This is a genomic window from Pandoraea sp. SD6-2 (assembly GCF_000389825.1).
Lineage (GTDB): Bacteria > Pseudomonadota > Gammaproteobacteria > Burkholderiales > Burkholderiaceae > Pandoraea > Pandoraea communis.
Genome location: NZ_KB944452.1, coordinates 193,818 through 213,320 on the forward strand (window position 1 = coordinate 193,818; position 19,503 = coordinate 213,320).

The window sequence follows — 19,503 nt, forward strand, 5'->3', positions numbered from 1 at the left end:
AGCACAGCGAAGCCACGGGCAACCCCCGTGGCTTTTTTTATTTCCCGTCTCTCTCACCCTTGCCCTTCGGAGACCGTTATGTCGCTTGCCCATTCGTCCGCCGCGTCCACCTCGTCCGCCATCCCCTCGCCCAAGGGGGCCCGCAACGCCAAGTTCGCCGAGTTCTCCACGCAGGCGTTGCTGCCTATCACCTCGCGCCCCGACCTCGTGTTCACGCACGGCAAGGGCGGCTGGCTGTACGACCACGACGGCAAGCGATATCTCGACTTCATTCAGGGCTGGGCCGTCAACAGCCTGGGCCACTGCCATCCCGTCATGCGCGACGCACTCGCCACGCAAAGCGGGATGCTGCTCAACCCCAGCCCCGCGTACTACAACGTGCCGATGATCGAGCTGGCTGACCTGCTCGCCAGGCTCTCGGGGCTCGGCAAGGTCTTCTTCGCCAACAGCGGCGCCGAGGCCAACGAGAGCGCCATCAAGCTCGCGCGCAAGTGGGGCCAGTTGCATCCGAACGCCTCGGGCGGTGCGCGCTTCGAGATCATCACGTTCAAGAATGCCTTCCACGGCCGCACGCTCGCCACCATGTCCGCCAGCGGCAAGCCGGGATGGGACACGATCTTCGCCCCGCAAGTGCCGGGCTTTCCGAAGGCCGACCTGAACGATATCGCGTCGGTCGAGGCCCTTATCGGCCCCGATACCGTCGCCGTGATGCTCGAACCGATTCAGGGCGAAGCCGGTGTCGTGCCGGCCACCGAAGCATTCCTGAAGGAACTGCGCGCGCTCACGAAAGCGCGCGGGCTCCTGCTAATCCTAGATGAGGTGCAAACAGGCTGCGGACGCACGGGCACCCTCTTCTCGCATCAGCAGGCAGGCATCGTCCCCGACATCATGACGCTCGGCAAGGGAATCGGCGGCGGCGTGCCGCTGGCCGCAATGCTGTGCGGCGACGAGTTCGCCGTATTCCAACCGGGCGATCAGGGCGGCACATATAACGGTAACCCGCTCATGTGTGCCGTCGGGCTCGCAGTCATGCGGACGGTCAGCGCCCCGGGCTTCCTCGAGTTCGTGCGCGCGCAGGCGGACTATCTGAGCGCCGGGTTGCAGCATCTGTCGTCGCGTTACGGCGGCGAGGGCGAGCGTGGCGCCGGCTTGCTGCGCGCGCTGCTGCTCGGCCGCGACATCGGTCCGCAACTGGTCGAAGCCGCCCGCGACATGACGCCGGACGGGTTGTTGCTCAACTCCGCGCGTCCGAACCTGCTGCGCTTCATGCCCGCGCTGAACGTGAGCCGCGACGAGATCGACCAGATGCTGTCGATGCTCGACACGCTCCTCGCCAAACACGTCTGACGAAGACATGACGACGTCCGGCACGCACGCCGGACATACGCCTGCCGCGCACCCGGCCAATCCCGGGCGACGCGGTGCGTGTGCCATCGCAAAGGAGACCCTTTCCATGAACGACCTGAGTCACGGGCACCCCACACCGCCCGCCGACGCCATCGTCGAGATTTCCGCCGATCCGGCACGGCTCGATATCGGCTTCATCCATCACGCACTCTCGACGCAAACCCATTGGGCCAAGGACATTCCCAGGGACACGCTCGTGCGCGCCATCTCCCATTCGCTGTGCTTCGGCGCCTATGCGACACAGGTTGAAGGTGGCCCCGCGAAGCAGGTGGGTTTCGCACGCGTGATCACCGACCGCGCAACGTTCGCCTATCTGGCCGACGTGTTCGTCGACCCATCGATGCGCGGGCTCGGCATCGGTAAGCGTCTGTGCGAGAGCGTACTGGTGCACCCTGCGCTGCAGCAACTGCGGCGCTTTCTGCTCGCCACCACCGACGCAGCAGGTCTCTATGCCCGGTACGGCTTCGAACCGCTCGGCCCCGTGAACAAGATGATGCAGATTCATCGGCCCGACATCTACACAGGCAAACAGGAAGCGCCATGATCGCCACGCCCACCAACATCCACATCCGAACGTTCGACAACGCGGATACCGAGGCCGTGATCGCGCTTTGGCGCGAGGCGTTCCCCGAATACAACGCGGCGGACAAGCCGCATCGCGAACCACGCCGCTCGATTGCGAACAAGGTGGCCATGCGCGACGGGTTGTTCTTCGTCGCAGTGCGCGACAACAAGATCGTGGGTACAGTCATGGCCGGGTACGACGGCCATCGCGGCTGGGTCTACTCGCTGGCGGTCGCGCATATGCTGCGGCGTCGCGGCGTGGCGAGCGCGTTGCTGCGTCACGCCGAAATCGCACTGGCCCGGCGCGGGTGCCTCAAGCTCAATCTGCAAGTGCTCACGCAATCGCGCGAAGCGCTGGCGTTCTACACCGCGCACGGCTATGCCGCAGACAATGTCGTGAGTCTCGGCAAGCGGCTGCCCCCCGTTACGTCCGCCAACGTGCCGATGTCGCAGTAACGCCGGTCGACGAAAAACACAAAGGGCGCCGGAGTTGCCTTCGGCGCCCTTTGCTTATCGTCCGGCTTGTGTCAGACGTTCATGCCCGCCTGGTTCTTACTCGCCGAGATACGCGGCGCGCACCTTCGGGTCGTCGAGCATGTCTTTCGCGTCCCCTGTCATGGTGACGAGTCCGCTGTCCATCACATAGCCACGGTGTGCGGCTTGCAGTGCCAGGCGCGCGTTCTGCTCCACCAGCAGCACCGTCACGCCTTCGCCCGACACCGTACGCACGACTTCGAAGATCTTCTCGACCATGATCGGCGAGAGACCCATCGACGGCTCGTCGAGCAGCAACAGCTTTGGCTGGCTCATCAGCGCACGCGCCATCGCCAGCATCTGCTGCTCACCGCCCGAGAGCGTGCCCGCGAGTTGGTCTTTGCGCTCCTTCAGACGCGGGAAAATGCCGAACATCTTGTCGACGTCCTGCTTGATGCCCGCGTTGTCGTTGCGCAGATAAGCGCCCATCTGCATGTTCTCGAGGATGGTCATGCGCGTGAAAATGCCACGCCCCTCCGGCACCATCGCGAGACCCTGCTTGAGCAGATCGAACGCCTTCACGCCGCGAATCGACTTGCCCAGATACTCGATGTCGCCATCGGCCCACGGCAGCAGCCCCGTGATCGCCTTCATCGTGGTCGTCTTGCCCGCACCGTTCGCGCCGATTAGCGTGACCAGTTCGCCCGGCTCGATATGCAAGTCGATCCCCTTGACCGCCTTGATCCCGCCGTAAGCGACTTTCAGGCCCTTGATCGTCAACATTGCGCTCATCAATGGCCTCCTGCACCGAGATACGCTTCAATCACCGCCGGATTTTTCTGCACATCCTGCGGCAAACCTTCGGCAATCACTTTGCCGTAATCGAGCACCGTCATGCGGTTGCACAAGCCCATCACCAGCTTCACGTCGTGCTCGATGAGCAGGATCGTCTTGCCGTCGCTGCGGATCTTGTCGAGCAAGCCGCGCAACTCCACCTTCTCGGTGGCGTTCATGCCGGCCGCCGGTTCGTCGAGTGCCAACAGCTTCGGATCGGTCGCCAGCGCGCGCGCAATCTCCAGACGGCGCTGGTGGCCGTACGAGAGATTGGCCGCCGTGTAGTTGGCGTACTTCGCTACGCCCACATACTCGAGCAGTTCCATCGCACGATCGCGAATGGCACGCTCCTCGGCCTTCGCACCGGGGTAACGCACGATCGCTCCGATCACTCCCATCTTCGTGCGCACGTGGCGGCCCACCATCACGTTCTCGACCACCGTCATGCCGCCAAACAGGCGGATGTTCTGGAACGTGCGGGCAATGCCCGCCTTGGCCACCTCATGTACAGCGGTCGGCTTGTAGGTGCTGCCGTCCAGCGTGAATTCGCCGGAATCCGGCGTGTAAAGCCCGGTGATCACGTTGAAGAACGTGGTCTTGCCAGCGCCGTTCGGGCCGATCAGTCCATAGATTTGCCCCGGCTTGATCTCCAGGCCCACATCGGTGAGGGCCTGCAGACCGCCGAAGCGCTTGTTCACGCCCTTGACGGACAGAAGAATTTGTTCGCTCATAATCAGGTCGTCTCCCTCGGCTTACAGAGTCCGCTCTTCCGGACGCGGCGACGGCCACAGGCCGGCCGGACGGTACAGCATGATCAGAATCATGGCCAGACCGTACAGCAACTGCCGGATCACTTCGGGATCGACGATAACGCTGCCGAACAATTTCATCTGCAACGGGCCCATGGTCGAGCGCAGAATCTCGGGGAACGCCGAGAGCAGCACACCGCCCAGAATCACACCCGGAATGTGGCCCATGCCGCCGAGCACCACCATCGAGAGCACAACGATCGACTCCCAGAAGGTGAACGACTCGGGCGAGACAAAGCCCTGAAACGCCGAGAACATGCCCCCGGCCACGCCGCCGAACGACGCGCCCATGGCAAACGCGAGCAGCTTGATGTTGCGCGTGTTGATGCCCATCGCCTTGGCGGCGATCTCGTCTTCACGAATGGCGACCCACGCACGTCCGATGCGCGAGTGTTGCAGGCGCACACAGATGAACGCGATGAGCAGCGCCAGGAACACGAACAGGTAGTAGTACATGTACACCGAGTTGACCTTGAATCCGAAGAGTTCGTGCGCCTTCGAGAAATCAAAGCCGAACAGCGATGCAGGTTGAATGCCGGTGATCCCCTTCGGGCCGTTGGTGATGTTCACCGGCCGGTCGAGGTTGTTCATGAAGATACGGATGATCTCGCCGAAGCCCAGCGTCACGATAGCCAGGTAATCGCCGCGCAGACGCAGCGTCGGCGCGCCCAGCAAGATGCCGAAGATCGCCGCGACCGCCGCCCCTATCGGTATCGTGAACCACACCGGCACATGCAGCCCGGCCGGGAACAGATGCGCGATCCACTCGAACTGCGTCGTGAGGTGGGGAGAGCTGAGGAACGCCGTGACGTACGCGCCCACCGCATAGAACGCGATGTAACCCAAGTCGAGCAGGCCGGCAAAGCCCACCACGATATTCAGGCCCAGCGCGAGCATGATGTAGAGCAGCGCGAAGTCGAGCACGCGCACCCAGTAGTTGCCGCCCGCGTAGCCCACCAGCACGGGGGCGACGATGGCGCCGATCAGGAAGATCGCCAGGCCGCGATAGGCCTTGCGGGTGGCAGCCGCCGCAGAAATCTGCGTGGCCGGCGTGGAGGTTTGCACAGGTTGATTCATCGTGTGGCTCCTCCCCGCTTATGCACGATCGGCCACGCGCTCGCCGAGCAGACCGCTCGGACGGAACACCAGCACGATGATCAGAACGACAAAAGCGAATACGTCCTGATAGTTACTGCCGAACACCCCACCGGTCAGATCGCCGATGTAGCCCGCGCCCAGCGCTTCGATCAGGCCCAGCAGCACGCCGCCGACCATGGCGCCTTGCAGGTTGCCGATACCGCCGAGCACCGCCGCCGTGAACGCTTTCATGCCGGGAATGAAGCCCATGTAGAAGTGGGCGTTGCCATAGTTCGAGGCCATCATGACGCCCGCGAGCGCTGCGAGCGCACCGCCCAGCGCGAACGTGGCCGAGATCACGAAGTTCGGGTTCACGCCCATGAGACCGGCGACGTTGCGGTTCTCCGCCGTCGCACGCATGGCGCGGCCCAGCTTGGTGCGGTTCACGAGCTGCGTGAGGCCGAACATCACGAGGAACGCGACCACCACGATCACGATACCGGTGCCGTTGGTCACGGCGCCCGGATGATCGCCGCGTTGCGGGATGATCGTCATGGCGTCGGTAGGCAGCAGTTGCGGGAACGAGAGCGGATTGCGCGACCAGATCAGCATGGCGATCGTCTGCAACAGCAGCGACACGCCAATGGCCGTGATCAGCGGCGCAAGACGCGGCGCATTGCGCAACGGCCGGTAAGCCACGCGCTCGATCACGAAGTTGGCCAGGGCGCACGTGGGCATACACACGAGTGTGGCGATGGCCAGCATGAGCGCCGGATGCATGTTCGGCGCCACTTTCAACAACAGGTTGATGGTGGATAGCGCGACCATCGCGCCGATCATCATCACATCGGCGTGGGCAAAGTTGATGATGCCCAGAATGCCGTAGACCATCGTATAGCCCAGCGCAATGATCGCGTAGACGCTACCAAGCACGAGGCCGTTCAAGATTTGTTGGATAAAAATATCCATGAAGCTAACTCCTTGTCCCGAAAACGGGCTCTCGACACGCTTGCCCGATAGGGCGCACGAGGGGGTCGAGAGAACTGCGGGTAATGAGGCGTAATCCTGTGTCAGGAGGAGGGCCGTGCCCGTCATGCGGGCACGGCATCGTTCCGCAGATAGAGAAACGGCACCGAACGGGTAGGCACCGGTGCCGTTTCATGGCGCAAGCGCCCGGGAGTTACATCTTCACCACGTCGAGCACGCTCTTCTTCTTGTCCTTGTAGTTGTAAAGCGTGATGACCGGTTCCTTCATGTCGCCCTTGCTGTCGAAAGCGATGTGACCGATAACCCCCTTGTAGTCCGTCGCCGGCATCGCCGCGAGGATCTTCGCCGGATCGGTCGAGTTGGCACGCTTCATGGCGTCGACGATCACGTTGACGGCGTCATACGTGAACGGGGCGTAGATCTGGATCGGCTGGCTGAAACGGGCTTCGTAGCGCTTCGCGAAGTCTGCACCGCCTTCCATTTTCGACAGCGCCATGCCCGCTTCCGAGCACACGATGTTGTCGATGGCATCGCCGGCCAGTTCGGCCACCTTGTCGGTACACACACCGTCGCCGGCCAGCACCTTGGCACCGATACCCAGTTCCTTCGACTGCTTGGCGAACGGGCCGCCAGTGGCATCCATACCGCCGTACATGATGATGTCCGGACGCTCACCCTTGATCTTCGTCAGAATGGCGCGGAAGTCCGTGGCCTTGTCGTTGGTCGCATCGTGCGAGAGCACCTTCAGGCCATTGGCCTTGGCAGTCTTCTCGAACTCGTCGGCCAAGCCCTTGCCGTAGGCCGTCGCGTCGTCGACGATGGCCACCGACTTGGCACCCAGCGCCTTGGTGGCGTAGTTGGCCAGTGCCGGGCCCTGCTGAGCGTCGGTCGCGACCACACGATAGGCGGTCTTGAAGCCCTGCAGGGTATAGGCCGGGTTGGTTGCCGACGGCGAGATCTGCACGATGCCTGCATCGCTATAGATCTTCGAGGCCGGAATCGTCGTACCTGAATTCAAGTGCCCCACTACGGCGACGACCTTCTCGTCGACAAGCTTCTGGGCAACCTGGGTGGCGGTCTTCGGATCGGCTGCGTCGTCTTCGGCTACCAGTTCCAGCTTGACCGGTTTGCCATCGATGGTCAGGCCAGCCTTGTTGGCTTCTTCGACAGCCAGGCGTGCACCATTTTCGTTATCTTTGCCCAAGTGAGCAATTTGGCCCGTTAGCGGTGCAACGTGACCGATCTTGATAACAACCGCATCGCCGCCCCCGCTGGCGGCTGTCGTCGCGGCAGGTGCAGAAGCGGCACCCGAATCGGCCTGCTTTTCTTCCTTCTGACCGCATGCCGCCAACAGCGTCACTGCGGCGACGACGGGCAGTACCTTCGCGAACTTGAGTTGCATTTGATTATCTCCTGATTGTCGGCGGTTCAATAACGCCAAAAACGCCAATTCAATGTTTCGTATGCGAAACGCGCGCATTGTAACTCCATTCTTTGCGGCTGCGACGCCCGCCGCCACAGGGTTTTCCATAATGGAGGACTAAGGTTTATACCAACTTGTGCAACCCTATTTTTTCAAAAGCGCAACCCCGGATTTGTTAAAAGTTTTACGCACCCGTCCGCACCGGCCCGGGCGGCTTCATGGTGCAACTCATGCACCATTGATGGGCTAGACCGCCACATCAAGCTAATAAGCAATTAGCATGCCTATCACAATTGGAACCTTCATTCTAATTAAGTGAATATATAAATAATTAGATTCCGGAAAATCAGAAATCATCCGTCTACGCCAATTCTTTATTCGTTGAATTAGCAATTGGTGTAATTGGTTTTGGCTGACAAGACGCGGAAAAGCGTGAAACTCATTGCGCGGAGTTTTTGCAGAATTAGTGACGTCGATGCAAAAATGCCGCAGCCGAATTCCCTGTGTGCGTGACAGGGAGAATGGCCGGATGCTCATCGCGGTCAGGTGGCCTGAGGCTGGCCGCCGACGGAGGTCTTATACGGGGAAGGGGGAAGCGAGGAAGGGGGCACAAAAAAACCGGGGCCGCAGGATGCGACACCCGGTTTGCGAGCCATGCGGCGTTGCCGCTGGCCGTTTGGTCTGGTTGCGCGGACGGCGCTTAGCCGGCGGCGACCTGCGCGAGGCCCTTGGGCAGCGGGAATGCGATGTTTTCTTCCACGCCGTCGAGCACCTTGACCTGATTGACGCCCAATTCGCGCAGGCGCGTCACGATCGATTGCGCCAGCACTTCCGGCGCCGAGGCGCCTGCCGTCACACCGATACGGCGCTTGCCATCGAACCATTCCGGCTTGAGCTGATCGGGCGAATCAACCATATAGGCGGGCACGCCCATCTTTTCGGCCACTTCGCGCAGGCGGTTCGAATTGGAACTGTTCGGGCTGCCGACAACCACGACCACGTCGCACTGGGGCGCCATGAATTTCACAGCGTCCTGACGATTCTGCGTCGCGTAGCAAATATCCTGCTTCTTCGGCTCGGTAATCAAAGGGAAGCGCTTCTTGAGTGCGTTGATGACCTCGGCGGCATCGTCGACAGACAGCGTAGTCTGCGTCACGTACGCGAGCTTGTCTTCGTTCGCCACCTGCAGCGCCAGCACGTCTTCAATCGTCTCGACGAGGAACATGCCCTCGCCCGATTGGCCCATCGTGCCTTCCACTTCGGGGTGTCCCTTATGGCCGATCATGATGATCTCGAGCCCCTGGCCGCGCATCTTCGCCACTTCGACATGCACCTTCGTGACGAGCGGACATGTCGCGTCGAAGATGCGCAGACCGCGCGCTTCCGCTTCTGTACGCACGGCTTGCGACACGCCATGCGCGCTGAAGATCAGCGTGTTGCCCGACGGCACGTCCGTCAGTTCCTCGACGAAAATCGCGCCCTTCTTGCGCAGGTTTTCGACGACATACGCGTTGTGCACGATCTCGTGGCGCACGTAAATCGGCGCACCGTACATCGCAAGCGCGCGCTCGACGATCTCAATGGCGCGGTCGACACCCGCGCAAAAGCCGCGCGGCTGGGCCAGCAGGATTTCCGCATCCGACAACGTCGGTGCTACGACTTGGGTGGCGCTCATTTCGATTCCTACAGAATGCCGATAATCTGGACTTCGAACACGATCGGCTGGCCGGCCAGCGGATGGTTGAAGTCGAACAATGCCCAGCCGTCGCCCAGTTCGCGCAGGATGCCCGCATAGCGGCCACCGCTCGGCGCGTTGAACTCGACCAGATCGCCAACGCTATATTCTTCGCCAAAGTTGCTGTTTTCCTGCAGCGTCTTCATCGAGACGCGTTGCAGCAGTTCCGGATTGCGCGGGCCGAAAGCCTGCTCGGGTGCCAACCCGATCTGGCGCCGCTCCCCCACTGACATTCCCAGCAACGCCTGCTCCAGCGTCGGGGCCATCTGGCCGCCACCGAGCTGTAGCGTCGCCGGCGTGCCTTCAAAGGTGTTGACGATGTCCGCACCGTCGGGCGCGGCGATCCGGTAGTGGAGCGTCAGATAGGAATCGTCTTGAACCACGGGGGTTGCAACAGAACTCATGAGGGTCTCACAGCAAGGTCAAGCTATTATTGTAAATGACGTCGCGTTGCGCGTCCGGCTCCCCAGCAAAGCAGCCCCGATTTTTTCCCGTCGGCGGCTGCGTTCCATATTAGTAGGTGACACCCGCGATCATGCGCGCGAACGTGTCCGCCTCTGGAGTCGTCATGTCCATCGCTCAATGGCCGCTTGCCGAGCGTCCCCGTGAAAAAATGCTGGCCCGAGGCGCCAATGCGCTTTCCGATGCCGAATTGCTCGCGATTCTGCTGCGCACCGGCTCGCAAGGACGCAATGCCGTCGATCTCGGGCGCGAATTGCTCGCTCGCAGCGGATCGCTCACCCGTCTGCTCTCCATGCCCTTCGAGAGTTTGCGCCAGATCCCCGGACTGGGGCAGGCCAAATGCCTGCAGTTCCAGGCCGCGCTTGAAGTGGCGCGCAGAATGTTGGGCGAAGGGATGCAGTCGGGCAGCCTGCTCGATTCCCCAACCCGCGTGCGCGACTATCTTCGCCTCACGCTGCAGGATCGCTCGCGTGAGCGCTTCGCCTGCCTGTTTCTCGACGCGGCACACCGGCTCGTCAGCACCCGTGTGATGTTCGAAGGCATGCTGACGCAAACGTGCGCGTATCCACGGGAGGTGGTACGCGCTGCGCTTGAGGTCCACGCCGCAGCCGTCATCGTCGCGCACAATCACCCGTCGGGCGTGCCCACCCCGAGCGCGGCAGATCTGGCGCTGACCCGCCAGTTGGGCGACGCGCTGGCCTTGCTCGAGATCCGTCTGCTGGATCATTTCATCGTGGCTGGCGACAGCGTGTACTCGCTCGCAGAGCACGGCGAGTTGTGATTCGCTACAACATTTGCCCAAGATTTTGGCATTCGGGTCGCGTTCTCGTGGCGCTTACGCTATAATCCGTCCCTTCCCCGAATCTCCGACAGACGTTTCCCGCCAGGGACTCGCATCCTAATCACTAAAGCGATTGATTTGTCTGGGATTTTTGTGGTATCATCGCGGTCTGTCTTTTCGACTCACCTTTTTTTACACAGAATTCTGGGTTAGGAGTGCTTCATGGCACGCGTATGTCAAGTGACCGGGAAAGCGCCGATGGTCGGCAACAACGTTTCCCACGCCAATAACAAAACCAAGCGCCGTTTTCTTCCGAACTTGCAAAATCGCCGGTTCTGGGTTGAAAGTGAAAACCGCTTTGTTCGTCTTCGTATTTCGCGAGCTGGCCTGCGCCTGATCGACAAGAACGGTATCGACGCCGTTCTGGCAGATCTGCGTTCGCGCAACGCAGTCTAAGTTTAGGAGCTCATCATGGCAAAAGGCGCTCGCGACAAGATCAAGCTGGAATCGACCGCAGGTACGGGTCATTTCTACACGACCACCAAGAACAAGCGTACCCATCCGGAAAAGATGGAAATCAGCAAGTTCGATCCGGTGGCTCGTAAGCACGTGCCCTACAAGGAAACCAAGATCAAATAAGATCAACAGGTTTTCTCGCAGCAGTGCTCTGCTGCGTTCGATACCCCGCCATTGGCGGGGTTTTTCATTTGGATGTCCCGAAATCTGCAACACTACGCTATGCGTAGTTACGCAAGGCACAATTTCATCGAAGTGCGCATAGGGTCATATGTCAAGCGCGTATTCACTCGCTATACTGGCTTACTTCCCATAACGAGGATCGCACCGCCGCCGTGGCGTCGATTCCAGAGACTGCGCGTATCATGAATTTCGATGTCGTCATCGTCGGCAGCGGGCTCGCCGGCCAGTCCGTCGCCCTGCATCTGGCCAGCACCTGCCGCGTAGCACTGGTCGCAAAACGCCCGATGCCCGAAGGGGCGAGCGACTGGGCACAAGGGGGCATCGCCGCCGTACTCGACTCGACCGACAGTGTCGGCGAGCATGTCGCCGATACCCTCATTGCCGGTGCCGGCCTGTGCGACGAGGCAGCTACGCGATTCATCGTCGAACACAGCCGCGAAGCCATCGAGTGGCTCATCGCTCAAGGTGTGCCTTTCACGCGCGACGACGCTGCCGAACTCGGTTTCCATCTGACGCGCGAAGGCGGCCACAGCCATCGACGCATCATCCATGCCGCCGACGCCACCGGACACGCCGTGATCGCCACGCTCACCGAACGCGTGCGCCAGCATCCGAATATCACCCTCTTTGAAAATCATTTCGCGGTCGACCTGATTACGTCAGACCGAGCCGACTCGGCACCGACGGCCGGGCGTCATTGCCAAGGTCTGTATGTTCAGGATCTGGGCACCGGCGAAGTGCACGCCATGACGTCACGGCACACGGTGCTGGCCACCGGGGGGGCGGGCAAAGTCTACCTGTACACCACGAACCCCGACACTGCGACCGGCGACGGTATCGCCATGGCCTGGCGTGCCGGCTGCCGTATCGCGAACATGGAGTTCATTCAGTTTCACCCGACCTGCCTCTATCATCCCTACGCCAAATCATTCCTGATCACGGAAGCGGTGCGCGGTGAAGGTGGGCGTCTGGTACTGCCGGACGGCACGCGCTTCATGCCGCAACACGACCCGCGCGCCGAACTCGCACCGCGCGACATCGTCGCCCGCGCCATCGACTTCGAGATGAAGAAACACGGCCTGGACTGCGTGTATCTCGATATCAGCCATCAGAGTCCGGAATTTCTGGGCGAGCATTTCCCCACGATTCTGGCGCGCTGCGCCGAACTGGGCATCGACATCACAAAGCAGCCCATCCCGGTCGTACCGGCAGCGCACTATACGTGCGGCGGTATTGTCACCGACATGCACGGCCGCACGGATCTGCCCGGACTTTATGCCGTTGGCGAAGCCACCTATACCGGCTTGCACGGCGCCAACCGCCTCGCCAGCAACTCGCTGCTCGAATGCCTCGTACTTGGCAAAGCCGCGGCGGAGGATATCCAACGCGGCGAATCGACGCATGCTGCTGCAACGGATGTCCCCGCATGGGACGAAAGCCGCGTCTCGGACGCCGACGAGGAAGTCGTTGTCGCGCACAACTGGGACGAGTTGCGCCGCATGATGTGGAATTACGTCGGCATTGTCCGTACGACCAAGCGGCTGGAGCGGGCGCAGCACCGAATTGCCCTGCTGCGCGAAGAAATTGCCGAGTACTACGCGAATTTCCGCGTGAGCCGCGATTTGCTCGAGCTTCGGAATCTGGTGGACGTGGCATCGCTGATCGTGGACAGCGCGCTGGACCGTCACGAGAGCCGGGGGCTGCACTTTTCCCGGGACTTTCCGGATACCCTGCCCAAAGCCCTGCCGACAGTACTGTCGCCGGCATTACCGCGACGCGTTCGTTAATCCGAAGCCAGCCTCGCCGGGACCAAGGCAAACAAAAGGCCGCAGGTTTTACCTTGCGGCCTTTGATTTTCCGTCATGACAACGGGATGCTTAGCCCACTGTCTCCAGAATCCGCATCGAGAAATCGGTGGCACGAACGTCTTTCGTGAGTCCGCCGATGGAAATTCGGTCGACCCCCGTCTCGGCAATCGCACGCAGCGTTTCGAGATTGATGCCACCCGACGCTTCCAGCACGGCACGGCCATCGGTGACTCGTGCGGCTTCGCGCATCATTTCCAGCGTGAAGTTGTCGAGCAGGATCGACTTCGCGCCGCACTCAAGCGCCATCTCGAGTTCCTCGAGCGACTCCACCTCGATCTGTGCCGGCGCACCATCCGCCAGACGTTGGGCATTCGCCAGCACCTCACGAATACCGCCAGCCGCCGCGATGTGATTTTCCTTGATGAGAATACCGTCGTAGAGCGCAAGGCGTTGGTTCGCTCCGCCGCCCACACGTACCGCGAACTTCTGCGCGAGACGCAGCCCCGGCAGCGTCTTGCGCGTATCGAGCACGCGCGCCTTCGTCCCTTCGACGATATCGGCGTAGCGGCGCACTGTCGTCGCCACACCGGAGAGCAACTGGAGGAAGTTCATCGATGTGCGCTCGCCCGTCAACAGCGCGCGCGCGGGTCCATAAATGTCACACACCGCCGAATCGGGCGTCATGCGCTCCCCCTCGCGGTAGTGCCATTGCACGCGAACTTCCGAGTTCACGCCTTGCATACAGCGCTCGAACCAACGCACACCGCATAGCACCGCCGATTCGCGCACGATGACGCGCGCATGCGCCATTTCGTCGGCCGGTACGAGCAGCCCCGTCAAATCACCGCTGCCGATGTCTTCGGCAAGGGCCTCACGGACGTTGCGCGAAAGCGCCGCCTCGAGCGGCTCGCCGAACTCGGCGAAATCCGGGGAGAGCGCCTCGTCGGTGCTCAGCATTTTAGATTGCGTCATCATGCGGGACCTACACCGGCAAACAGCGCGCCATCGCGCGCAAAATCGCCGCTGGCGCGCACATTCTGTTTGCGCGCTTCGGCGAACTTCAGCATACGGTCGATACAGGTATGGGCGCGACGGCTGATCTCCGCATCGACGTGAATCTCATTGCGCCCGGACGCCAGCACGTCGGCCAGATTCTGCAGACCGTTCATCGCCATCCACGGGCAATGCGCGCAGCTCTTGCAAGTGGCGCTGTTTCCGGCTGTCGGCGCTTCGATGAAGCGCTTGCCCGGTGCTGCCGCGCGCATCTTGTGAAGAATGCCGTTGTCTGTCGCGACGATGAATTCCGTCGCGTCCATCGTCTGGGCGGCCGCAATCATCTGCGACGTCGAACCGACCACATCCGCCTGCTCGACCACGGACGCGGGCGACTCCGGGTGCACAAGCACCTTGGCGTTCGGAAACTCGCGGCGCAGCAACTCAAGCTCGGTGCCCTTGAATTCGTCGTGCACCAGGCAAGCGCCCTGCCACAGCAACATATCGGCACCCGTTTGCTTCTGGACGTAGCTGCCCAGATGGCGATCCGGTGCCCAGAGGATCTTTTTCCCTTGCGCGTGCAAATGAGCCACGATTTCCAGCCCGATGGACGACGTCACCATCCAGTCGGCCCGTGCCTTTACCGCAGCGCTGGTATTCGCATAGACAACAACCGTGCGATCGGGGTGCGCATCGCAAAATGCAGCGAACTCGTCGGCAGGGCAGCCAAGATCAAGCGAGCAGGTCGCGTCGAGATCCGGCATCAAAATGCGTTTTTCGGGACTGAGAATCTTAGAAGTCTCGCCCATGAACCGCACGCCGGCCACCACTAGCGTCTTGGCCGAGTGATTCCGGCCAAAGCGTGCCATTTCAAGCGAATCGGCCACGCAACCGCCGGTCTCCTCGGCGAGGTCCTGCAAATCGGCATCGACGTAGTAATGGGCCACCAGAACGGCGTCCTGCTCAACGAGCAGGCGCTTGATCCGGGCCTTGAGCGCCGCCCGCTCCTCCTGCGACGGCGCATCCGGGACGCGCGCCCAAGCGTGGGCAACGCACGTGGCGCCGCTCGGTGCGGGGCGCTCGAATTCTACGGATTTGAGTGAGGCATTCATTTTCGCTTGCCCCGTGAGGGGCCGGGAATGACAAAACCCCGCCGTGGCGGGGTTTTGATTATGCGTCAAAAATGGATTTCTGGCTTACCCCGTTCACGCGTAGCGGCGCAAACGCGAAGCGAATTCCTGCAGCGCGTGGATACCGCTCTGTTCGGCACGGTGGCACCAATTCTGCAATTGGCTCAGAAGCTGTTCGCGCGATGCGTTCGAACGCTCCCAGATACCGGCCAGTTCACGACGCAATTCATAGTACGTCTTCACGGCATTGCTGTGCGCAAAGATCTCGCCCAGTTGCTGCTTCTGCGGCTCTTGCAACGAAGCTTCGTCGTTGTGCAGCCACTTGCGCGCGCCACGGAACAACTGGTACTCGCCATGCTGATGCTTATCCTTGAAACGCGCCAGCTCTTGGCCATAGGCACGCTTGAAGGTCTTGGCGTAACGCTCCATCACTTCGTAGCGATTCGAGAGCACAGCCTGCAACGTATCCTCGTCGCATGCAGCCTTGTTTTTCGCGAGCTTCGGCGTCGGCGCAATCTTCTTCACCTTGGCCAGCCCCACCATCGACAGCAGGCGAATGTACAGCCAGCCGATATCGAACTCGTACCACTTGTTCGACAGCTTGGCCGACGTCGCGTACGTGTGGTGATTGTTGTGCAGTTCCTCGCCACCGATGATGATGCCCCACGGCAGCAGGTTCGTCGACGCGTCGGCACAGTTGAAGTTGCGGTAGCCCCAGTAGTGGCCCAGACCATTGACCACGCCGGCGGCCCAGAACGGAATCCACACCATCTGCACGGCCCACACGGTCAAACCGATCGCGCCGAACAGCGCGATATCGATGATCATCATGAAGCTCACGCCGAGAATCGGATAACGCCTGTAGACGTGATTCTCGAGCCAGTCGTTCGGCGTGCCGTGGCTGAACTTGCGAATCGTTTCTTCATTCTTCGCTTCGGCGCGATACAGCTCGGCACCCTCGGCAAGAACCTTCCACAGACCGCGCGTTTGCGGGCTGTGCGGATCTTCCGGCGTTTCGCACTTGGCGTGGTGCTTGCGGTGAATGGCGGCCCACTCGCTGGTGACCATACCCGTGGTCATCCACAGCCAGAAACGGAAAAAGTGGGCGACGATCGGATGCACGTCGAGCGCGCGGTGCGCCTGGCAACGGTGCAGATAGATCGTCACGGCGGCAATCGTCACATGGGTGACGGCCAGCGTGAACAACGTGATCTCCCAGCCGCTCCAGTCGAGCAGGCCGTTAGAGATAAATCCAAGCAGACTGTCCAGCAAAATATCACTCCAAACTAATCAATACGGTAGCAATCACGGCAACACCGCCGTGTCTTGTCTTGTCGGGCCGATGCGGCATCGATGGCCGTCGCGTCAGGTCTCGTTCTTACGCTCGCTTGACGCTCGGATTCGCTGGAGTTCGGCAAGTTGCTGAATGCCGGGGCGAGATGGGCGGGAAACGTGCCGGTGAACGTCGGTTTGTTATTGGTTTGGCGGGCATTTTACCTGACGGACTGTTGCCCGTGTGTAACCTGCCCGCCACGCATTTTGTCGCAGGTCAACCCGCGGCCCTTGGCAAAACGGTCTACGACGGCTTCTTCTCGCCGTCATCGGCCTGTGGTAGCGCGGGTTTCGGCGTATCGGCCGGCAAATCCGGACGATTCACGCTGGCAGCGGGAACACCATCAGCCCAGTCATTCAAAATGCGTATTTCGCGCTGCGCATACGGAATTTCAATACCGTGTTCGCGAAAAGTGCGCCAAATGCGCATATTGATCGCCGATCGGATGCCTCCGGTGCCCTGGGCCGGATCTTGCACCCAAAAGCCCATTTCAAGATCCATCCCATCAGCGCCGAAGTTAAGCAGCAAAGCCGAAGGCGGCGGGTCCGTCAGCACCCTGGGAATGTCCTGCGCCGCTTTCAGCATCAGCGACATCGCCAATTCCACATCGGCGCTGTAGGCCACCTGCACATTGACCTTGGCGCGCCCGCGAGTCTCGGTGAACGAGTGGTTCTGCACCACATTCGTCACCAGTTGTTCGTTCGGCACCAGCGCTTCGACGCCATCCAGCCCACGAACGACCGTATAGCGCGTATTGATCTGCGAAACGGTGCCATGATAAGGGCTGATCGTAATGAGGTCGCCGATGCGCACCGAACGGTCGAGCAAAATGATGAAGCCCGATACGAGGTTCGAGGCGATCTTTTGCAAACCAAAGCCCAGCCCCACGCCTAACGCACCACCGAACACGCCGAGCACGGTGATATCGATGCCCACGAACGATAGCGTCGTGAGCACGGCAATCAACGTCAGCACGCCCTTGACCAGCCGCGACATCACCACTTTCAGATTGCCGTCGAGCGTGGTCGTGCGCATGATCCGGTCTTCGATCAGCGAACCGACCCACATCGCCAGCAGGAGCGTCACGCCAATCCAGAGCAAGCCGGAGAGCATCGAGAGCAACGTCAGATGGCTCGCGCCGACCGCGAAGCGCACGCTGCCCAGCCAACCGAGGATGTCGTCGTGCACGCCCAGCACGTAGGCCAGCATCGACAGCCAGGCGAACGTCGTGAGCACGCGCTCGAAGACTCTCAACAGCCCGTAGGCTTGCGGCGACGACGCGAACAGTCGTCGCGCGACGTAGAACGCCAGATAGATCAGCGCGGTGCCGAACAGCGGCACCTCGGCCAGCCTCAGCAGCGAGACACGCATGGACTCCTGAAGCACCACGCGCGTGAGCGCCACACACATCCAGCCGAACATCGGGAAGAACGAACGGCGCAGGCTTGACGAGCCCGCCCGGCGCGAGGGCGCGACACGCTCGAAATGACGTTCGAGCCGGCCAATCATCCAGTGCCGCAGCACGAAGGCGACGGCAAGCGCCCCCGCCAGCGCCACGAACTGCCAGATGATCTGCGGGTCACCGAAGTCGCGAACGACGTCGCGCACCAACCTCGCAAAAGCCGGACTTTCCTGCATTGCGATCTCTCTTCTTGTTTCTTGTTGTTAGCCGAGGCCCAGCATCGACTTACGCCGCACGGCGCTCGAACACGGCGGCAAAAAAGCCGTCGGTCGCGTTACGGTTCGGCAGCAATTCGAGGTACTTGCCCGTGTCGAGGTCGATTTTCTGCGAGGCGAGCAACTCGTTCGCCGGCAACAGGACGAAATCGGGATGCGCGGCCGCAAACGCCTCGGCAATGGCACTGTTCTCTTCGGTCAGCAGACTGCACGTGGCGTACACGAGACGCCCGCCCGGCTTCACCAGACGGGCAGCGCTCGCGAGGATCGACGCCTGCTTCTGCGTGAGTTCCTGCACCGATTGCGGCGACTGACGCCACTTCAGATCCGGATTGCGGCGCAGCGTGCCCAGCCCGCTGCACGGGGCGTCGACCAGCACGCGGTCGATCTTGCCCGCCAGACGCTTGATCTTGCTGTCGTTCTCGCTGTCGATCATCACCGGATAGACGTTCGACAGGCCGCTGCGCGCCAGACGCGGCTTGAGCTTGGCCAGACGCTTCTCGGAAATGTCGAACGCATACAGACGCCCCGTGGAGCGCATCTGCGCCCCGATGGCGAGCGTCTTGCCGCCGGCCCCGGCACAGAAGTCGACGATCATCTCGCCGCGACGCGGTGCGACTAACTGGCACAGCAACTGGCTGCCCTCGTCCTGCACTTCGATCGCGCCAGAGATGAACAGCGGATGTTTTTGCAACGCGGGCTTGCCCGCCAGACGGATGCCGTTGGGCGCAAACGGCGTCGCTTCGGCCGAGAAGCCGTCTTCACGCAGCTTCGCGAGGACGTCGTCGCGATTCGCCTTGATCACATTCACGCGGCAGTCGAGCGGCGCGGGTTGATTCAGCGCGGCGGCAAGCGCTTCGAGTTCGGTGCTGTCGAACCGCTTGGCCAGCCGGTCGTAGAGCCATTCCGGCAAATTGGTGCGTACGCGTGCGGAAAGGCTTGCCGGATCGATCTGACCGACGTGTTCGAGCCACGCGAGTTCATCGGGTGTTGCCACCAGTTGCACCGATGCCAGACCGCGCGTGAACGCCAGCCCGAGCAGTGCCAGACGGCGTTCCAGCGGCCCGGAGCCGCTTCCCGCGTGCTGCCCGAATTCGAGCTTGCGGCGCAGGATGGCGAAGACCGTCTCCGCCAGAACACCACGTTCGCGATGGCCCAGCTTGGCGTTGGCGCGGAAGTACGTGCTCACCAGCGTATCGGCCGGGCCGCTGAACGTCAGCACGCTGCCGAGCAGGCGTTGGGTGTGCTCGAAGAGTGCGGGCGACAGGTGCTCGCCGCGCATGCGGGCCGTCTCGGCGGGCGGGGCCTCC

19 protein-coding genes are annotated in these 19,503 nt (G+C 61.6%); 7 read left to right on the forward strand and 12 right to left on the reverse strand.

Features of this window, described 5'->3' with window-relative positions:
- Nucleotides 1-78 precede the first annotated feature (78 nt).
- The 3 genes from C266_RS15835 (at nucleotide 79) to C266_RS15845 (ending at nucleotide 2,427) form a co-directional block, all read left to right on the forward strand.
- Nucleotides 79-1,347 (forward strand): acetylornithine transaminase, encoded by a 1,269-nt coding sequence (locus C266_RS15835; RefSeq protein ID WP_010807090.1) that lies wholly within the window; start codon nucleotides 79-81, stop codon nucleotides 1,345-1,347.
- Nucleotides 1,348-1,453: 106 nt separating this feature from the next.
- Nucleotides 1,454-1,951, forward strand: a complete 498-nt coding sequence (locus tag C266_RS15840) for a GNAT family N-acetyltransferase (protein ID WP_010807091.1) — start codon at nucleotides 1,454-1,456, stop codon at nucleotides 1,949-1,951.
- The gene (locus C266_RS15845; RefSeq protein WP_010807092.1) at nucleotides 1,948-2,427 is read left to right on the forward strand and encodes a GNAT family acetyltransferase; all 480 of its coding nucleotides are present in this window, start codon (nucleotides 1,948-1,950) and stop codon (nucleotides 2,425-2,427) included. Before C266_RS15840 ends, C266_RS15845 begins: the two co-directional genes overlap by 4 nt.
- 96 nt (nucleotides 2,428-2,523) lie before the next feature.
- Here C266_RS15845 and C266_RS15850 read toward each other — a convergent pair whose 3' ends face one another.
- The 7 genes from C266_RS15850 to C266_RS15880 form a co-directional block, all read right to left on the reverse strand.
- Entirely contained in the window at nucleotides 2,524-3,237 is a 714-nt protein-coding gene (locus C266_RS15850; RefSeq protein ID WP_036663236.1) for an ABC transporter ATP-binding protein, read from the reverse strand.
- Entirely contained in the window at nucleotides 3,237-4,010 is a 774-nt protein-coding gene (locus C266_RS15855) for an ABC transporter ATP-binding protein (RefSeq protein ID WP_010807094.1), read from the reverse strand. The genes C266_RS15850 and C266_RS15855 overlap by 1 nt, the downstream gene beginning before the upstream one ends.
- A gap of 21 nt (nucleotides 4,011-4,031) precedes the next feature.
- Complete coding sequence (locus tag C266_RS15860; protein ID WP_010807095.1) at nucleotides 4,032-5,165, reverse strand: branched-chain amino acid ABC transporter permease; 1,134 nt, start codon at nucleotides 5,163-5,165, stop codon at nucleotides 4,032-4,034.
- An 18-nt stretch (nucleotides 5,166-5,183) separates the two neighbouring features.
- A complete protein-coding gene (locus tag C266_RS15865) occupies nucleotides 5,184-6,134 on the reverse strand; it encodes a branched-chain amino acid ABC transporter permease (protein ID WP_010807096.1) in 951 nt (316 codons plus the stop codon).
- Between the two features lie 211 nt (nucleotides 6,135-6,345).
- Nucleotides 6,346-7,554 (reverse strand): branched-chain amino acid ABC transporter substrate-binding protein, encoded by a 1,209-nt coding sequence (locus C266_RS15870; protein WP_010807097.1) that lies wholly within the window; start codon nucleotides 7,552-7,554, stop codon nucleotides 6,346-6,348.
- Nucleotides 7,555-8,275: 721 nt separating this feature from the next.
- The gene (ispH, locus tag C266_RS15875; protein ID WP_010807098.1) at nucleotides 8,276-9,250 is read right to left on the reverse strand and encodes a 4-hydroxy-3-methylbut-2-enyl diphosphate reductase; all 975 of its coding nucleotides are present in this window, start codon (nucleotides 9,248-9,250) and stop codon (nucleotides 8,276-8,278) included.
- 8 nt (nucleotides 9,251-9,258) lie between these two features.
- Nucleotides 9,259-9,714: a peptidylprolyl isomerase gene (locus tag C266_RS15880; protein WP_036663241.1), complete on the reverse strand. Its 456-nt coding sequence runs from the start codon at nucleotides 9,712-9,714 to the stop codon at nucleotides 9,259-9,261.
- 164 nt (nucleotides 9,715-9,878) lie between these two features.
- Between C266_RS15880 and radC the strand changes: the two genes are divergently transcribed.
- The 4 genes from radC (at nucleotide 9,879) to nadB (ending at nucleotide 13,039) form a co-directional block, all read left to right on the forward strand.
- Nucleotides 9,879-10,553, forward strand: coding sequence for a DNA repair protein RadC (radC, locus tag C266_RS15885; protein ID WP_010807100.1), 675 nt, complete (start codon nucleotides 9,879-9,881; stop codon nucleotides 10,551-10,553).
- Between the two features lie 222 nt (nucleotides 10,554-10,775).
- Nucleotides 10,776-11,009 (forward strand): 50S ribosomal protein L28, encoded by a 234-nt coding sequence (gene rpmB / locus C266_RS15890; RefSeq protein WP_010807101.1) that lies wholly within the window; start codon nucleotides 10,776-10,778, stop codon nucleotides 11,007-11,009.
- 15 nt (nucleotides 11,010-11,024) lie between these two features.
- Nucleotides 11,025-11,192 (forward strand): 50S ribosomal protein L33, encoded by a 168-nt coding sequence (gene rpmG / locus C266_RS15895; protein WP_010807102.1) that lies wholly within the window; start codon nucleotides 11,025-11,027, stop codon nucleotides 11,190-11,192.
- A 242-nt stretch (nucleotides 11,193-11,434) separates the two neighbouring features.
- Nucleotides 11,435-13,039, forward strand: a complete 1,605-nt coding sequence (gene nadB / locus C266_RS15900; protein WP_010807103.1) for an L-aspartate oxidase — start codon at nucleotides 11,435-11,437, stop codon at nucleotides 13,037-13,039.
- A gap of 90 nt (nucleotides 13,040-13,129) precedes the next feature.
- Here nadB and nadC read toward each other — a convergent pair whose 3' ends face one another.
- The 5 genes from nadC to C266_RS15925 all read right to left on the reverse strand — a co-directional run bounded on the left by nadC (nucleotide 13,130) and on the right by C266_RS15925 (nucleotide 19,475).
- Complete coding sequence (gene nadC / locus C266_RS15905; protein WP_010807104.1) at nucleotides 13,130-14,017, reverse strand: carboxylating nicotinate-nucleotide diphosphorylase; 888 nt, start codon at nucleotides 14,015-14,017, stop codon at nucleotides 13,130-13,132.
- A 14-nt stretch (nucleotides 14,018-14,031) separates the two neighbouring features.
- The gene (gene nadA, locus C266_RS15910; RefSeq protein ID WP_010807105.1) at nucleotides 14,032-15,165 is read right to left on the reverse strand and encodes a quinolinate synthase NadA; all 1,134 of its coding nucleotides are present in this window, start codon (nucleotides 15,163-15,165) and stop codon (nucleotides 14,032-14,034) included.
- 93 nt (nucleotides 15,166-15,258) lie between these two features.
- Nucleotides 15,259-16,455, reverse strand: coding sequence for an acyl-CoA desaturase (locus tag C266_RS15915; RefSeq protein WP_010807106.1), 1,197 nt, complete (start codon nucleotides 16,453-16,455; stop codon nucleotides 15,259-15,261).
- A 304-nt stretch (nucleotides 16,456-16,759) separates the two neighbouring features.
- Nucleotides 16,760-18,154 carry a mechanosensitive ion channel family protein gene (locus tag C266_RS15920; protein ID WP_010807107.1) on the reverse strand — a complete coding sequence of 465 codons (1,395 nt, stop codon included), beginning with the start codon at nucleotides 18,152-18,154 and terminating at the stop codon, nucleotides 16,760-16,762.
- A 49-nt stretch (nucleotides 18,155-18,203) separates the two neighbouring features.
- A complete protein-coding gene (locus tag C266_RS15925) occupies nucleotides 18,204-19,475 on the reverse strand; it encodes an RsmB/NOP family class I SAM-dependent RNA methyltransferase (protein ID WP_051126366.1) in 1,272 nt (423 codons plus the stop codon).
- Between the last annotated feature and the right edge of the window lie 28 nt (nucleotides 19,476-19,503).

Bases quoted from the DNA above. Each gene is read 5' to 3' on its own strand.
- radC (WP_010807100.1), top strand. From the start codon at position 9,879: ATGTCCATCGCTCAATGGCCGCTTGCCGAGCGTCCCCGTGAAAAAATG.
- C266_RS15840 (WP_010807091.1), top strand. From the start codon at position 1,454: ATGAACGACCTGAGTCACGGGCACCCCACACCGCCCGCCGACGCCATC.
- rpmG (WP_010807102.1), top strand. From the start codon at position 11,025: ATGGCAAAAGGCGCTCGCGACAAGATCAAGCTGGAATCGACCGCAGGT.
- C266_RS15850 (WP_036663236.1), bottom strand. From the start codon at position 3,237: ATGAGCGCAATGTTGACGATCAAGGGCCTGAAAGTCGCTTACGGCGGG.
- C266_RS15855 (WP_010807094.1), bottom strand. From the start codon at position 4,010: ATGAGCGAACAAATTCTTCTGTCCGTCAAGGGCGTGAACAAGCGCTTC.
- C266_RS15860 (WP_010807095.1), bottom strand. From the start codon at position 5,165: ATGAATCAACCTGTGCAAACCTCCACGCCGGCCACGCAGATTTCTGCG.
- ispH (WP_010807098.1), bottom strand. From the start codon at position 9,250: ATGAGCGCCACCCAAGTCGTAGCACCGACGTTGTCGGATGCGGAAATC.
- rpmB (WP_010807101.1), top strand. From the start codon at position 10,776: ATGGCACGCGTATGTCAAGTGACCGGGAAAGCGCCGATGGTCGGCAAC.
- C266_RS15880 (WP_036663241.1), bottom strand. From the start codon at position 9,714: ATGAGTTCTGTTGCAACCCCCGTGGTTCAAGACGATTCCTATCTGACG.
- C266_RS15845 (WP_010807092.1), top strand. From the start codon at position 1,948: ATGATCGCCACGCCCACCAACATCCACATCCGAACGTTCGACAACGCG.
- C266_RS15865 (WP_010807096.1), bottom strand. From the start codon at position 6,134: ATGGATATTTTTATCCAACAAATCTTGAACGGCCTCGTGCTTGGTAGC.
- C266_RS15870 (WP_010807097.1), bottom strand. From the start codon at position 7,554: ATGCAACTCAAGTTCGCGAAGGTACTGCCCGTCGTCGCCGCAGTGACG.
- C266_RS15920 (WP_010807107.1), bottom strand. From the start codon at position 18,154: ATGCAGGAAAGTCCGGCTTTTGCGAGGTTGGTGCGCGACGTCGTTCGC.
- C266_RS15925 (WP_051126366.1), bottom strand. From the start codon at position 19,475: ATGCGCGGCGAGCACCTGTCGCCCGCACTCTTCGAGCACACCCAACGC.
- nadA (WP_010807105.1), bottom strand. From the start codon at position 15,165: ATGAATGCCTCACTCAAATCCGTAGAATTCGAGCGCCCCGCACCGAGC.
- nadB (WP_010807103.1), top strand. From the start codon at position 11,435: ATGAATTTCGATGTCGTCATCGTCGGCAGCGGGCTCGCCGGCCAGTCC.
- nadC (WP_010807104.1), bottom strand. From the start codon at position 14,017: ATGCTGAGCACCGACGAGGCGCTCTCCCCGGATTTCGCCGAGTTCGGC.
- C266_RS15835 (WP_010807090.1), top strand. From the start codon at position 79: ATGTCGCTTGCCCATTCGTCCGCCGCGTCCACCTCGTCCGCCATCCCC.